This is a genomic window from Fuerstiella marisgermanici (assembly GCF_001983935.1).
Taxonomy (GTDB): Bacteria; Planctomycetota; Planctomycetia; order Planctomycetales; family Planctomycetaceae; genus Fuerstiella; species Fuerstiella marisgermanici.
This window is the reverse complement of sequence record NZ_CP017641.1, coordinates 6,792,548-6,808,128: the sequence shown is the minus strand read 5'-3', so window position 1 is coordinate 6,808,128 and position 15,581 is coordinate 6,792,548. Positions and strand designations below refer to the sequence as shown.

Annotated in this window: 13 protein-coding genes and 1 pseudogene; all 14 read right to left on the bottom strand. The window is 52.1% G+C overall.

Translation table 11 applies throughout. The features are described from left to right. Window positions 1-67 precede the first annotated feature (67 nt). The gene (locus Fuma_RS25595; protein ID WP_077026621.1) at window positions 68-1,003 is read right to left on the bottom strand and encodes a glycosyltransferase family 2 protein; all 936 of its coding nucleotides are present in this window, start codon (window positions 1,001-1,003) and stop codon (window positions 68-70) included. Between the two features lie 136 nt (window positions 1,004-1,139). Beyond that, window positions 1,140-1,787, bottom strand: a complete 648-nt coding sequence (locus tag Fuma_RS36285; RefSeq protein ID WP_229360737.1) for a glycosyltransferase — start codon at window positions 1,785-1,787, stop codon at window positions 1,140-1,142. A gap of 18 nt (window positions 1,788-1,805) precedes the next feature. Further along, window positions 1,806-2,189 (bottom strand): annotated as a pseudogene (locus Fuma_RS36885) (glycosyltransferase); the annotation flags it as partial. 230 nt (window positions 2,190-2,419) lie between these two features. Beyond that, window positions 2,420-4,267: an asparagine synthase (glutamine-hydrolyzing) gene (asnB, locus tag Fuma_RS25585; protein ID WP_077026620.1), complete on the bottom strand. Its 1,848-nt coding sequence runs from the start codon at window positions 4,265-4,267 to the stop codon at window positions 2,420-2,422. Between the two features lie 93 nt (window positions 4,268-4,360). Then, window positions 4,361-5,413 (bottom strand): glycosyltransferase family 4 protein, encoded by a 1,053-nt coding sequence (locus Fuma_RS25580; protein WP_077026619.1) that lies wholly within the window; start codon window positions 5,411-5,413, stop codon window positions 4,361-4,363. 114 nt (window positions 5,414-5,527) lie between these two features. Further along, a complete protein-coding gene (locus Fuma_RS25575) occupies window positions 5,528-6,835 on the bottom strand; it encodes a hypothetical protein (RefSeq protein ID WP_077026618.1) in 1,308 nt (435 codons plus the stop codon). Beyond that, on the bottom strand, window positions 6,832-8,013 hold the full coding sequence (locus Fuma_RS25570; protein WP_077026617.1) for a glycosyltransferase family 4 protein: 1,182 nt from the start codon (window positions 8,011-8,013) through the stop codon (window positions 6,832-6,834). The genes Fuma_RS25575 and Fuma_RS25570 overlap by 4 nt, the downstream gene beginning before the upstream one ends. A gap of 36 nt (window positions 8,014-8,049) precedes the next feature. Continuing rightward, on the bottom strand, window positions 8,050-8,847 hold the full coding sequence (locus Fuma_RS25565) for an FkbM family methyltransferase (RefSeq protein ID WP_077026616.1): 798 nt from the start codon (window positions 8,845-8,847) through the stop codon (window positions 8,050-8,052). A gap of 2 nt (window positions 8,848-8,849) precedes the next feature. Further along, window positions 8,850-9,662: a class I SAM-dependent methyltransferase gene (locus Fuma_RS25560; protein ID WP_145944379.1), complete on the bottom strand. Its 813-nt coding sequence runs from the start codon at window positions 9,660-9,662 to the stop codon at window positions 8,850-8,852. Continuing rightward, complete coding sequence (locus Fuma_RS25555; RefSeq protein WP_077026614.1) at window positions 9,662-10,723, bottom strand: CgeB family protein; 1,062 nt, start codon at window positions 10,721-10,723, stop codon at window positions 9,662-9,664. Before Fuma_RS25555 ends, Fuma_RS25560 begins: the two co-directional genes overlap by 1 nt. Further along, entirely contained in the window at window positions 10,720-12,381 is a 1,662-nt protein-coding gene (locus Fuma_RS25550) for a hypothetical protein (protein WP_077026613.1), read from the bottom strand. The genes Fuma_RS25555 and Fuma_RS25550 overlap by 4 nt, the downstream gene beginning before the upstream one ends. Then, window positions 12,378-13,886, bottom strand: coding sequence for an oligosaccharide flippase family protein (locus tag Fuma_RS25545; RefSeq protein ID WP_077026612.1), 1,509 nt, complete (start codon window positions 13,884-13,886; stop codon window positions 12,378-12,380). The genes Fuma_RS25550 and Fuma_RS25545 overlap by 4 nt, the downstream gene beginning before the upstream one ends. Before the next feature lie 126 nt (window positions 13,887-14,012). Then, window positions 14,013-14,702: a class I SAM-dependent methyltransferase gene (locus Fuma_RS25540; RefSeq protein WP_145944378.1), complete on the bottom strand. Its 690-nt coding sequence runs from the start codon at window positions 14,700-14,702 to the stop codon at window positions 14,013-14,015. A gap of 48 nt (window positions 14,703-14,750) precedes the next feature. After that, window positions 14,751-15,581, bottom strand: a complete 831-nt coding sequence (locus Fuma_RS25535; protein ID WP_077026610.1) for an FkbM family methyltransferase — start codon at window positions 15,579-15,581, stop codon at window positions 14,751-14,753.

Genomic DNA, 15,581 nt, shown 5'->3' with positions numbered 1-15,581 from the left:
GAGAGCCTACGAAACAAGTGAAACTAGTTGGCGGCTCGTGTCTGGTTCAATGTTGCGGCGACGTCTACTACGCCGCCTTTTGAGCGGCGGTGGACACTGGCTCCGGAACTGGCTGCCGCAGAGAATTTGATTGATGAGAACGACCCGCCAACTGCAGTCGCATTTCGTAAAGCTTCGAACGTGCCTGTGCGATGTAACTCGCTCTTATCTGACTGGCAATCAAGCCCGGCCGCCCTTCAAGGAAGCCAAGTCTCGCAATGTAATGGTAAAAAAACCACAACCACGGCTCGAATGGAATCCGAACGGCAATCGTCTTTAAGTAACGACGTCGTTCCTGAGCATTTCCAAAGAGCTTGGGAGTAATCGCGGACTGACCCCAATCGCCTCCATGCAAGTGCTGGTAGCGAACCTTCGCTTCCCATGTCGAGTACTTATTGTGTCGAGCAACGTATGCTTCCAGCCCCTTGAAGTCTTCGTGAATCAGCGGCGCTTTTATGACGCCAACCGTGCCGTCAACAATCAGTCGTTCGTGCACTTCCATATCAAGGGCGTCACTGTCTTCGTCAAGCAGGTGTTCAAATCGAGCACAACCAGTCCGAAACAGCAGCACGGCAGAGTGAGAAAAACCACCAAAGCGAAAGCGCTTCCCCAAAAAATGAAAGCCTTTTGTGACCAAATATCCGTCGTCCGACCGTTGCGACGAAGTCACCGCCCGCAGTTCGTCCAGAAAGCTTTCAGTGACAACTTCATCAGCGTCCAGCAGCAATGTCCAGGGAGTCTGAATATCCAGACTGTCCAACGCCCACTGACGTTTCTTGGGATAACCGCCCTTGTAGTCGAACTCCAAAACCTCTGTACCATAATTTGCTGCGATGCTGGCCGTGGCATCAGTGCTTCCGGAGTCAAGCACCACAATTCTCTCAAACTCGGGTAAGGCCGCGACGCATTTCGCGATGTTCGATTCTTCATTCTTTGCGGCGATGATTACAGTGATGGGAAGCATTGCAGTTTTGACTTTATCGTAAAGCAGCGTCGTTGCGGATTGTAAGATCCATTGCCGAGTAGCCTCTGAGGTGTGGGCGGACCAGATTAGTGAACATCCAAACATGCTAGAAACCAGGCAGGAGCTGTCCTTAGTTCTATGCTGCACATTTTCTTTCAATGCATTGTTTGCCCCACAGGCCCTTAAACTTCCCCCCAAGGACAGCGCAGTATGCAGTCAGCATTTTTTGGCCAATGTCCTGCCATGAAAATTCCTCACGCACCCATTCTTTCCCGCGATGCCCCATTTCTTTCAGTTCAGGTTTTGTCGTGCCCATAGCTATCGTCAGGGCTTTTGCTATGCCGTCGGCTGTAGGAGCAACATACCAGCCGCACTGTTTCTCAAGCACCCGTTTCCATGGAGTACCCGTTGTCGTAATGACAGGTGTGCCCGCTGCCAAAGCCTCTGCGACAACGATGCCGAAATTTTCAGAGAACGATGGCAGGACCATGAAATCCGCATTTCGGAGGAGTGTCCATTTCATATCAGAATGAACTGCTTCTTCGATTGTGACACTGTCATTCAATCGGTGTTCCGTGATCAACGATTTGATGACAGATTTGTGGCCGTCTTCATCCGATCCCACGATTCTCAATCGCCAGCCCGGCCGTCTCACATTATTCCATGCTTCTATTAAGTTGGGCAGTCCCTTTACCGGGTGAATTCTGGACAGAAACAGAGCTTCCCGCGTCTCAGATGCTTGCAGTTCGCTTTCGATGCTTGCGGTTTCAAGAGGATTGGGCAACGCGACACCATTGGGTAGGTTTACGATTGGTTGCTTCAGACCCAGCCTGCGAAATTGGTCGACTTCACTTTGCGAAGTGGCATGCAGGCACGAACAACTTAAGAGGTCGCGGTGCTGGTAAAGAAGCCACGCGAGGAGTTTCTTGTACTGTCGGTGTCGCAGGCACCAGGGTTCCAGCATGCCTCGCGGACTGACAATTCGAAGAATTCGGTTCTTCCGTCCCAGCTTCGCAACACTATGATTTGAGTCCAACCATAGTCCGTGATCGTGAATCACATCGGGAACCCAGTCATCCGTTACGTTTGCGTTTAGGGTTCCAGATACAAATTTCGTGTGTTTGAAATCCGCCAGGCTAATCGTCGCCGGCTGGCGACTCCACACACGTACGTCAGCCCCGGCCATACCGACTGCGTTCGCGAGTGCCGGGACCGATCGTGCCGGACCACCGTCGCGAGCGTTCAAACCAGCAACGCAATGGAGAACTTTGAGTGACACTTGAGGGACCTTCCATGGCTTCGGATACAGTGTTGATTTGGATCGCCGGTTTTGAGGCTAGACAAAATGTGTGCAAACAGCACATACCGAATCACTGTGAATTGAGGCGTCGATCCAGATCTGAATCTGTATTTTAATCAGGCTGCCTTTAATAGAGAGTGGTTCACTCCAGAGCAGTCGACCTTGTTGACCCGCAGGAAATGGCGCAACGCAAAAATGGTCCACAAGCGATACCAGGTATCGCACGGCACAGGGCAATCCGCGTGAATATCACCGAAAGTATCGCTCCATGCTCCCTGCGCCCATTCGCCAAATGGAAATCGGAATCCCCGCTTGGGCGACTCGCGAATCCATGACGGAATCTCAGGAACGGCGTCCAACAGCAATTGTTTGCCCTTCTGTAGTCGGATATTGCTTGGGATTCTGTTGATCGAGTCAACAAAGGCTCGATCAACGAATGGAACTCGCAACTCGAGCCCGGCAGCCATGCTCATGACATCGCTTTCGCGGAGCAACTGATTACGCATATAGCCAATTGTTTCAAGCGCGCTTACATGCGCGAGCTCATCAAGTTGAAAGTGTGGAGTATCGAATCTCAACGCTCGGACGCATCGGACGTCTTTCTGTTGCGTCAACCACCGCGCCACACCAATGGATTCGTTTTGAGTGAAGAACCCCCTCATGGTTGTCCATGCCTCAGCTACTCCGCCCGCTGTCTGGAGAAAGGATCCCAGTCGTCGAACCTGCGATGTTGATCCATGCCGCTCAACAAGACGCCCTAAAGCGCGCCTTGCGGGCATGTAGCGTGACAACCTGTGCAGCCTGGCTAACGCCGGCACCTTCTGAAACGAAGGGTAACCTCCGAATAGCTCATCCCCGCCAAGGCCGGAAAGCACGACCTTAACCCCTGCTTCCTTTGCAACTCGGGAAACGCAAAACGTGTTGAAGCCGTCAATGCAGGGTTGGTCCATCGATTCCAAGTACGTTTCAACTAGTTTGGCACCGGCGACAGGAGTCATCCGATAGTCCGTATGCTGCGAGCCGAAGTGAATCGCCGTTTTTTCGGCCAGCGATCCTTCATTGAAATTTTTTTCATTGAAAGAGATACAAAATGTCTCCGGAGAATCGTGTCCCATAGTGGAGGCCAACGCTACTAAAGCAGTGCTGTCGATGCCACCGCTCAGAAAGATACCGACGGGCACGTCGCTCACAAAGTGCTTCTCAACCGTCGACTCCAGCGCCGCTCTTGTGACAGAAATCGCCTCAGCCGTGTCTCCAATATCCGGCTTATTTGCGAAGCGCGAATGCAACTCCCAGTACTGACTCTGACTTGAATTTCCGCCCTTCCATGCCATTGTGCTGCCCGGCGGCAACAGCCATATGCCCTCGACGAGCGTGTCTGGCTCCTGGACCGATCCCAGTCTGAGATAATCGAATAGGGCGTCTTTGTTTAAGTTTCGTGGGCCCAGATCAGCGGCAAGCACTGCTCGGATTTCTGATGCAAAGGCAATGCTGTTGCCGACCTCCCACACATACAGTGGCTTGATACCCAGCGGGTCGCGAGCGAGAAACAATTGCCCCTCGACTGTATCCCAGACTGCGATGGCGAACATACCTTCCAGATAGCTGACCACATCAGCTCCGTGTCGCTGATACAGTTTGAGGATGACTTCCGTATCCGTTCCGGTGTGAAAAGACTCACCAGTCTTAAGCAGTCCCTCTCGCAACTTATGAAAGTTATAGATCTCACCGTTGAAGCAGATCACATACCGCGCGTCATCTGAATACATCGGTTGCCGACCGGCGGAACTCAGATCCTGTATGGACAATCGAGCGTGCGCCATTGACGCTCCATTCTCCGAATCACTTAGGAACCCTTCATCGTCAGGACCCCGATGTCTTAAGAGAGATAGCATTTCGCGGCATTTTGCTTCACAACTTTGCCTAGGGAGAGACGGTGAGACGATTCCTGCCAGACCACACATATCACTGAATCCGTTCAGTAGATTGATGTTGAGTACACGAGCAGCGATCAGCGATCAGACTGCAAACGAGAGACGACGGTGCAAACGCCCTGACTAGGCAGCAGACCGAAGAGCGATACGCTCCGACGGATTTTCTTGATCACACGTCGGCCAAAATTGGCAGTACAAAGATAGATACTGCTCAGCGATCACGTCAGGATTGAAACGTTTTGCGTTCTTCATGCCATTTTCGATCAAAGTGCTGCGGTATGACGCGTCGGCAATGACTCTTTCAATACCTCGCCGAATAGAATTTACATCTAGCGGATCAACAAAGCAGGCTCCATCACCGGCAACTTCCGGCATTGAACTGGTCTGGCTTGTCACCACGGGGCGCCCAACTGACTGCGCTTCAACAATCGGCATTCCGAATCCTTCGTACGTCGAGACAAAAGACAACATGTCGGCATTCACATATTGTTGCACAACTTCCGGTAACGTAAGGTTTATGTGAACTTCATAGTCGATATTGCAATCACCAAGTTTCGCAACTGTCGATTCGTCCACCTTTCCAACTACGACGAGGGTGCACTCCAAATTTGTGAGAGCATCGATCAGCCTAGGCAGATTCTTATTCGGCGCACAGCCCACATGCAGAATCCGAGGCTTCGTGACATTGAATTCTTTGGGGTGAGGACGGAAAGCGTCTGAAACTGCAACTGGTACAACATGCACTTTGTCCGGGCAACAACCTGTAAGCTCCACGATTTCCCGCTTAACTGAATCCGAAATCGTCGTGACACAAGCTGCTCTTTTGGCGGGCCATTCGAACCAGAGTTTTCTAATAATCGTCTGCTTGATGCCGACTCCGTCCCTTGCTGCTCCACAATCCAGAATCGTCAGAATCGTTCGTTGCTTGTTCAGTGAAACAGCGGTGAACGTTGTATCACCGGTCACATGATTCAAATGCCGTTGGTCCTGACAAAAAAATGCGTGCACTAGGATCGCAAAGCGTCTGAGCAACCCGTTGCTATAGAAAGGGGCCTCACAAATTCGCGCCACTATTCTTCCCGCAAGACGGTTGCGCACATCTTCGAAAACGAACTCGAGGCTGAAGTTTCCGGATGGCCGGGTCTTGCGCTGAAAAAACTTAACGGGCAAAGGCATAGTGGATTCTGATCCGTGTGGCATAAGTTCACTCCCCAATTCATACACACAATTGCGAAGTCGAAATCAGGATCTCGCCAGCATAGAGGCAACGTGCAATGGCCGATGTCGCAGTCAGGATGCTACAAGTTTGTGAACATCCAGGACGAACACCTGTCGAACGCCGGTGCACAGCGTATCGACGATGACTCGATTTCCGCTTCGGTCCCAGCGAGGATGGAGGTCGCACCGATAGCCTTTTGCGGCATATTCAATCGGACTGGGAAACTGGGCAATTGTTGTGCGTTCTTTGGTCAGGATGTTGTAAAGAAATAAATCCTGGATGCCGTCCTGATCGGCGTAGGTGTCTGACAGCATCCAACTCGGGTGACTTGGGTGAAACGATGGATGGCCATCTCCCCACTTGCCGCCTTCCAGCACATCACAACTTTCATTCCGCAGGTCAAATTTCAGATACCCAAACGGCATGAGTCGACTCCTGATGGGCGCCGTCATTTCGGCCGGAAGTCTACGCGCCAGTCTTAGCAGCGGACGCATGAAATGCCTCAGTCGATTGGAAGAATATCGTAGCTGCCCCCCCCTGCTGGGAACGCGACCTGTGACTACGATTTCATCATCACTTTTCCAAGTTTGGTGTGAATAGAATCCGCTATCATTCAGCATCTGCAAATTCTTACCATCCGAATCGCAACAATACATTCGCGTGTAGATACCTCCGTCGGGGAGCTTCCAGCGGTGATGAAACGTAAATCGGTTGCCCGCGGGATTGACGAGCATATGCTCGACATAGTGTTCCGTCCCATCCATGCTGGCAAGTGGGCTCAGGCGTTTCAGCTCTGCCAAGCTGATCAATAGCTTGGCTCCACCTTTCACTAGATCGACTCGAAAGACTCCATCATCACAATCACGAGGACTCTCCCAGGCTTTGTTGTTTACACCGCGGTACCGATAGCCAGGGCGGCAGTATTCGTGACGCTCAAACGACGGAGAAACGGCCCATTGCCCATCGGGACTTACGCCGTAGATCGTCTGTTGAACGGTACGAGTCTCCAAACTGTGAATATTCATGATGCGTGCGACATACTGACCCTGCTCAATGTCGTTCCAGATAACTTCATCAGAGTGATTCGGCCCTAGCCATTGGAGCATAGATCCCTGCTGCCAGTTAAACGCGTCGGTGACCATCAAGGCCGTGAATTGTCCGGAGTGCAAACAGAAATACCCGACCTCGCAGTGGTCGTCACGCGTGACCAGATGCCGATCGTCGCCTGTGTAGCGATGGCAAAGCAACTTTGAGTCTGTGCTATCGAGCGGACTCTTATCGTAATAGCCGAAGAAATGCCGTTCTTTGCCGGTCGTCGCAAACACAACGTCGACTTCCGGGGCCAACTCTATTGGAGCGGTCGCAGGACTTACAGTCATAAGGCGATTACCGAATCAAGGGCGTTCAGGAAACAATCAACGTCTGCTTTGAGTGAATACTGATCTGCAAGAGCCAGACTTCGGGCTCCCATACGGCGCCGCAGCCCCTCATCAGATGCCAGTTGCGTTACGGCATCCTCAAGTTTTCCAACGTCTCCAGTCGGGAAGACGATGGCATTGTCCTGATGTCGGGCGGAATCACCGATCTGTCCTACGCAGTCCGACACGATCAAAGGGAGTTCGAAGTTCAACGCCTCATTGAGCACTTTGGGAGATGGATCGTAGTTTGAACAGATCGTCAAGACGTCACTGGCAACGTAGTACCGCGAAAGTGTTTCCGGCGATTGAAACCCTACGAATTTTGCCCTGTTTCCAAGTAGCGAAGTCGCCTCATCTTCAAGTTCGGAGCGCAGAGGTCCGTCACCTGGGAATATGATTCCCAGGTCGCTGCCATTTGCTGTCGCATGCGCAGCTGCCTGCAAGAGCTGGCTATGCCCTTTGTACGGCGCCATTCGCCCGACAAGCAAGAGCACAGTCGTCGTTTTCGAGAACCCGAGGTGGTCTCGAGTTTCATCACGCGAATTCGAGTGTGCAATACGTTGTTGCCGAAAGAAGTCGTTGTCCACAGCACACGGCAGGGGATAGAGCTTGTGTTTCGGACAACCGTAGTGCAAGAAGTACTCTTCGTTGGCGGGAACGGAATAGAACACGACATCACTCAATGCGAAAACTGCTTTCAACATTGCACGCTTGATATGTTCGTGGATTCCAAATTGCTCCTTGAGCGTCGCTTCTCCGCGGAACAACACTTTAGTACTGCGCGGCACAAGTGCCATGAACGCAGCGATATTCGTGAAGCTCTGGTAGCCCTGCAACAACACCGCATCACTCGAACCAAATAGCATCCGTGGGACTATGCCTGGATTGACACGGCCAAAGAAAGCGCCAGCACCTTTCGTGGGTGACCAATTCTTGAGAAAGGTATGTTGGTATCCATCCAAAAGACTGGCATTCCAGTGGATATCAGCCCCCATCGAATCGTCACGACGCCCCACCGCACCCGTTGTGTCCTGGTACAGCACATTCAAACGCACGCGTACAGATGCGGAAAGCGCGCGGTAAATCGGGGCATGATACTGAACCAGATGTGGTGCCAGAACAGTGACGGAATATGACATGGCAGCTGCAGCGATTGACAGAATTGCGGAGTTCTCTCAGGCAGAAAGAGCCCTGAACGAAGTAAAGCGCCGATTCTCGAACACAGCAACCGGGCCGTATTCATCGAGGATAGTGAACCCGAGTGCCTCGAACATGCTTACGAGTTCAGCAACGCAATAGCTGACTCCCGTAACACTTGTGTCGTGCAGCTCAATAATCACCCGACTACAGTTTTTTAGAGCATCACCGTCCTTCATTAGGATTTCGGCTTCGGCTCCTTCGATATCTGCCACAAGCTGGTACGTTTCCATACCCGATTGCCGCAGCAAATTCGACAGCGTCACTGCTGGCACCATGACACGTTGAACATCAGAAGCGTCGCGCTCACGAAAGGAGCTAAGGTTATTTTCGGACAAACCGATTTCCACATCCACGCCATCGTACGCAATGGCTGCGTGAATCAATTCTACTTGGAGGCCAGCGGCGTTCTGGTCCAGGTTTTTCGTTAGCGTGGTCTGCGTCCGCGGGTTGGCCTCGACGCAGATCATACGTGCACCTGCCTGGAGTCGCTGTGCTATCTGACTGCTCATCGCACCGATACTGCTCCCAAGTTCCACGACATCAACGTCCGGAAGTAGGTAGCGTTTGACGAATCGCCGCTCCGCACTTTCGTAGAACCCAAAGCGCAAAGCCGCTTTGTTCCGCGGTAAAACGGCTGGATCTGCGACGTTAACAACGATTCCATGCCATGGAATTCGATCGCGATAGATCCAGCTGACGAGTTTGCCCATTGCATTGCTGCACAGAATTGCGGCGACAACTCGTTTCACACGTGGCCATGCTGCTGTTTTCATGTTCAAGCTGCTCTTAGACAGAGGTTAAGGTCGGACGCATGCTTTGCTTCAGCGGTAACGAGTACGTTTTGACTGAGCGCCACGGGAAAATGCCCGGACTCCGCCGCATAAAGAAGCCGCACTGGCGCGGTTAGAGCGTTCCAGACGACTCTTCTAACCAAACTCTTTACACCGTAAACGACGGGCTTATCCTCATAGATGGTGATGTTTTCGAATCCACAGACCGAAAGGCACTGTTCGATACCACGTGCTGCATATGCTTGCTCATGTGTGATGTCTCCGTATCGCACGGACATTCCGAAGATGCCTGAGGCGTTTGGGAGGTGCAGAATCAATTTGCCGTCTGGCGAAAGGCTTCGATGAACGGAATCCAGCAGCTTGAACATTTCTTCCCGATTCAGATGCTCAATCACGTCCATCAGAAAGATAACGTTAGCCGGCGCGGTCTGTTCATCCAGAAATCTGTACAAGTCGCCACGGGCGACTTCGGAAAGGCCTTTTTGGTGAGCGAGACTGACCTGCTGCTCCGAGACATCAACGCCTGCAACATTCTTGTAACCCCACTCTTTCAGGCAATAAAGCAATCCTCCATGGCCACAACCGAGATCCAAAATCCGAGCGGACCTTGACTCAGGAAGCTGTGGTGGGATTCGCTGACAAAGATAAGGATAGTCACGCAGACGAAATGGTTCGCTGTGCGACGCCGTTTCTGCGGCTTGCCCGGAGCTTACGTAAGACTGGTATAAGCGATCTCGCCACGTCGCAACTGGCTGGTGCTCTGCGGCCATCGACAAAGTAGAGTCAGGCGTATTCACTATGCTGCCTTCCGTTTGCTGGCGAATACCGAGTGCACTTCGGCAATCAAAGAATCCATTTGCTCCCCAACATCACATTTCAACTCAAGAACCCTACGTCGACCGTTGTCCGCAATGTGCTGCCGATAAGACGGACGACTGAGTGCGTCGCGAACTTTCTTGACGAGCTCATCCTCAGAACTGAAGAATTCGGCGGCATGGCCTTCACGAAACAGACGGAGGTGTTCGACGGTCCGTTCGGCCACCAACATGGTTCCACAAGCCGGTATCTCGACCGACCGTGTCGTGGACTGATCCGGGTGAAGTTTGCAGAGTAGCCCAAGGCCAACGTCAGCCGCATTAATCGCTTTTGCGTAGTCATCTCCACTCAATGGCTCATAACGGATGTACTCGCGCAACTCGTTCGCTTCGCAGGCTTCCCATCCGTTGCCCCAGATTGCAAGCTTGATACCAGCTCGCGCAAGGGCGATCAACGGACGATCTCTTTCGCGGTTGTAGGTACCAATAAAAACGACGTTGCACTCAAATCGCTGGCGTTCGGCCGGCGTCAGCATTATGCGCTTGTGTATCTGCGAGTCGAATGTCGGCGGAAGAATCTTCAAACGCAAAGCGCCAGCTTGCTCGTATGCGTCCCGTTCGTATTCCTTTGTTGACACCACCAAGTCGTAATCTGACACAGCATTTAAAAAGTGTCTTGTGCAGTGACTGAAAAATGCTGGATCTGGCGTGTAGTGTACCAGTGTCGGATTGCAGATATTTTTGAGTTGCTTGAGTGTCGCTCCAGTAATCCAGTTCCCTTTATCAAACCATATGACATTCGGCCGAACCCGGGTCGCCAGTCGAATGACGTCGCGGTTTAATAGGCTTATTGGAGGACCGAATGTCAGTTTTCGGAACAAAGCCCCGCCCCAACGTCCTCCCAGCCTGTGATACTTGATGTCGCACAGCGCTTCCGCCAACGGACACGCTCGTCGAATCACAGCGAGTCGCATCTGGGCAGTGTTGATATATCCAGTGTCGATTTGCCCGACAAACAGCCACTTCGGGACTTCCCTTGTCATGCAACGTCCTTCGGATGAAATCCAACAAATGTTTCCCAGATTTTTTGGGCAAAGACTAGAGCAACGAGTAATGTCCAGCCCTGCACATTCCAATCGATTCCGTTTTCGAAATGCTTGAAGGTCCAGATATACATTAACATCATTGCCACGGCTGACGCTGGGTTTGTGCAGGCATCTTGTCCAAACCGTTTCCACATGATCGCGAGCAGCAGTCCAGTGGTGACCATACCGAAGAACGCACCTCGCATACCGAGGTCCAGATATAGCCCTCCAACCATATCGCCAGCGTCCAGCTGCGTTTGGTTCTTCTTTGAATGTCCAGCTAACTTTGCAATGATCTTGCCTGGCGCATAGATTGGTTTGCCTTGCCAAAAAACTCGCGGGATAGTGGATCTAAGGCCGTCTTTAAAAAACCGTCCGGCAAAGTTGGCGTGTTCATCAACATATTGCATACTGAACGCGACGGCGAGAACGTTCATTTGGCGTGCAGTGAAGCTCCACATGCCATGATTTGGGAAGCGATGCACCTTGTGGAATTCTGCAGTGCCAGGGATGCTCGCCGCCAGGACGTCGGTAGAAATTTCGAAACGATTCAGGTCTTGAAAGTTCCCGCGTGTTGACAGTTCATAATATCGCAACCGTTGAACGAATGGAAAAACGAAGAGGACAACCAACCAGCAAATGACGCTGCCAGCAATAACGGGACGGAGGCGAACCCTTAACGTTCCTTTGCGTTGCCGTTCCCACAAACTTCCCAGCAAATGCATGAGACCAGGCATCAAGGCAATTAACGTAGACGTTTTGGCTGCCGATTGCATACCAAAACCAATGTTGATGGCCGTCACGAACCATGCCGTCTGCAGAGCCGCTGTTCGGCCTGCCCGCATAGATCGAGCCGACGCGAACATCAGCAGCGCAGCGCTTGACGGAAGAGCCGTCGTAAGCGTAGCCAGAACGCTAGACGCGCGAAGCCCCTGAAATCCAATGTACGTCAGTATGCTCAAGCCCCAGCCAGCAGCCAGCAGACTCCTCGTCGTTGTGGTCAGAATCGCCCTGTTGTAGACAAAACGGGTTCGCTTTGGGGATGGCCTATTGCTTAGCCTGGTAGAGTGTCTTGTCCAAAGCCAAAATGCACCTATCAGCAGGGCATCCCCGAACACGAAAAGAGCAAATGCCGCCATTAGATGATCCTGGACTGCAGTCGGACCAAAGCGAATGGAATTCTTGAAACCGAACCAGATACACGCTGCTATGTGGCACGGTCCAGCCCCCAGCCTTAATGCACCTGCAAGAAGGTAAGGGGCAATCGGACGTGGAACACCACGGCTGCGCAGCAGTTCTGTGACACCAGCCCCTCCCAATGCCAAAAAGTTAATGACTCCAAAAAACAGCAGCACGGCTGCCTGAGGCTTTGCCGAAATGAAATACAGTAGAATCAATGATTCGAGAAGCAGTAACACAGAAATATTGCGGATGCACAATCCGGAATATTTTACCTGCTCGCTGCCAACTGCACGGGGAAGTCGACTGGTGGCCCTCGACGTGCGGCGACCGGGATTTCGTGAATCACCTCGGCGGGAACGTTTACGTTTGGTGAGAAAACGTGAATCGGCAGTGCTGGTTGAAATTACGGCGGTTTCCTTTCCTGAACCAGTCACTGTGCAGTGGCTGAAGTTGGCAAAGACTTTGCAGAACAGGACGGTGCGTTTCTGGTGTTATGCCCCCAAAGCACACTAAGGCAGCGTTTCATTTCATTCAGTGTCGATCGCGCCACAAACCGCATCATCGCGTAATAGCTGCAGGGAAAGACAATCAGAACAACGACGATACGCATGACGGGATGACTGAAGAAGTCGCTGCGTAGAAGTGCGTAGGTCAGCAAGCCGCCAGGAACTGAAGCAATGCAGGTTTGTAAAGGCATTCCCAGCAGTTTCCCAACGGCAACCCGCTCAAATTTCAAGGCAACCACTGCTTGCAGGATAGAACACCCAGCGTTTGCGGTAACAACTGCGACCGCGATTTCGAACAAGCTCGCATTGAGAAATGCGGTGCTTGCAGCAAGGACGGCTAACAGCACGGCAACGCCGTTGAGGAGCACCTGAGCCACGTAGCGTTCCTGTGCCAACAGAAGCGCCTGCGAGGTTACAACGAGTGGATATAACGCAATGCCGATTGATACGACAACGACCACGCCAATACCGGGTTGCCACCGGGCACTGAATAATAAAGTGATGAACTCAGGAGCCAGCAATGCCTGACAAACTGCTATCGGGACCAGCACGCTGCATAGGAGCCCCGTCGTTCTCACGAAGTGATCCGTCTGCTGTTCTCTATTACCTGCACTCTTGGCAAACATGGATAAGAAAACGTTTGATAGATTAGCAGCGAGAAAATGTGCTGCCTGAGTGGCCAGCAGGACGCTCCAGTTGAAGAGTCCGACGTTAGATGCGGATAGCGTCAATCCCAAAATCAAGATGAGTCCGTGATGTCGGAATCCAGCCAAAAAACCACTTAGATTCAGAAAAACAGCATCTTTCCAAAGTGACAACCATTGCCTCGGCAGCGGTGGTAGTAAGGGAATGCGCCGCGATCGAGATCGCACATACAAGACTCGTGTCAGTGCCGCGGGGATTTCCGGGATAAGGATTGAATATGCTCCTAATCCCATCAGGGCCAGAGCCGCCTGACCTCCAAGTCGAACAAGAGATTGCAACACAGTGGCTTCGTTAAGGGTCCGAAACTGCATCGTGCGAACCAGCCAGGCGGATTCAACCAATGCGAATTGACCGATCGGCAGGGAGAGGGCGCAAATACAAATCAGCGGTCGCAGCAACGGCTGATCATAGAATGCTGCAGCCCATGCCGATGCGCTGGTGAGCCCCACTGCAAGCGCGAGATTAATGGAGACAGCGACATAAAACGCCTGACTTGCCGTTCTCAGGAATTGGCGGCGACGAGTCACAAGAATGACATGCAATCCGCCAACGTGCAGAAACCCGAAAACACTGGTAAACGCTACAGCGTACGCGGCGATTCCAAGATCCTCTGGCGTCAACCACCATGCGAGCATGAGTTGAGAGACGGACGACACCACTTTGGTGCAGACCGCGCCAGCCAGCGACCATTTGGTACCCCGGAGGGCTTTCGCACTTGTACTGTTCATGATTTCCTGAGCACGCAACTATCGCGACCAACCTAGTCAGAAGCGAAACAGGGTTGCAGCTCGATTGAAAAAACACTTGGAGTGTCGACTCGCTGCTCGAGGTGTTACGAGCAAGAGAGATTTTGACTATTTGACGGCTTCGACGTAAAGGCTCACGAGCTGTCGCGATTCATCGTCTGTTTCAAGGCGGAGTCGTTCGTCACTGCTGCCGCCGTGAACACACTCGCGCACTTCTGAGAAACCGGCTTCTCGCATGATTATTGCAAGGGTTTCAAAGTCATAGATGAAACGGTGAAAATGTGCGAAGAACACCCGGTTGAAGCCCATCCCGGTTGACATACAAGGTCCGTCGATTCGGCGAAACCACTCTCTCTCGCCTGACGCATAGGCAGTACAGCACTGCGCAAGTCCGGGAATGACGATTCGAATCCGCCCGCAAGGCTGCATGACCCGGTAAAAGTCTGCGAGAACATCTCGAGCTTTGTTGAACTCTATGTGCTCAAGTACATGTTCTGTGAAGATTAGTTCCACAGAGTTATCTGCGAGTGGCAGACGATTTCGGAGATCGTGTACGTAGTCTGTCGCTGGCGATGCCCATCCATCAACGTTTAACCAACCATCCAAATGGCGTGGACCGCATCCCCAGTGCAATTTGATACCGGACTGGCGGACGAGTTGTCGTCTCTTGAGAATGCGATATGGAAACAGACGGTTCGCCATACGAACCTGCGCCAAATGCAGTTCATAGTTGACATTCTGCAATGCCTTGAGGGCTGAAGGGGTAATTCGATTCTTAATTGCGGAACGAATGCTCACGAGTTTACCTCCCGAAAACACGGCAGAGAGAAAAGGGAATCAGAGAGCTTATGCGCCTGGGGGAGAGATCAATTTTAGATGCTTCCCAAGGTCACTATGGAATATGGCGTAGTTGTCCTCAACAAGCGTCTCCATCCGCTGATGCCACTGGTCGTAGACTTCGATGCCATCAGGCGTCACCCTCCCGAATTGATAGTCAACGTCCGCGATTAGCTGAAACACGTCGCGCAGGAAAGACCGCTGAGAGATCCATCTCCAGTTGTATTCGAATTGCAGCGCTCTGATTTTTCCCGATCCGATGCCCTGCCGTGCTCCACACAGCACCGCATAATCATGTCCTTCGGTATCAATTTTGACGAGATCGACTTGATCGAGACGAGCTGCCGTTATGAAGTGATCGAGCGTCATAAGAGCAACGCGTTCTGTCGCATCTGTGGGCGTGACTTCGGCTTCCAGGGAATTTGTGCCCGCGCCTGCACCGACCACGTACAATTGTGCCTCACCCTGCTTGTCAGAAAAAGCAACGTTCATGCAATCAATGTCGGTAGGTAGACCGGCCGTATTTTGTTGAAGTTGAACGAAGGTAGCTCTGCAGGGTTCAGCAGCAAAAATTCGCCCATTCCCTTCCATCAATTTCGATGCATGAGAACAGTAAATTCCATAGTTCGCACCGACGTCGATTACAACCGGCGAGCGATCGCCGCTGGCCCTGATCATGCGCTCGAGATAGTCGAGCTCACCGTTCGTCCGCGGATCGTTGGACCCCCGCAGCATTCCTGCGTTCATCAAAAACCGACCTCCACGAATCAGTTGACGACGCCCTACGCAGGAACGAGAAATTCCTGCGACAATATTTTTGAGTTTTACGGCAGCAGACAT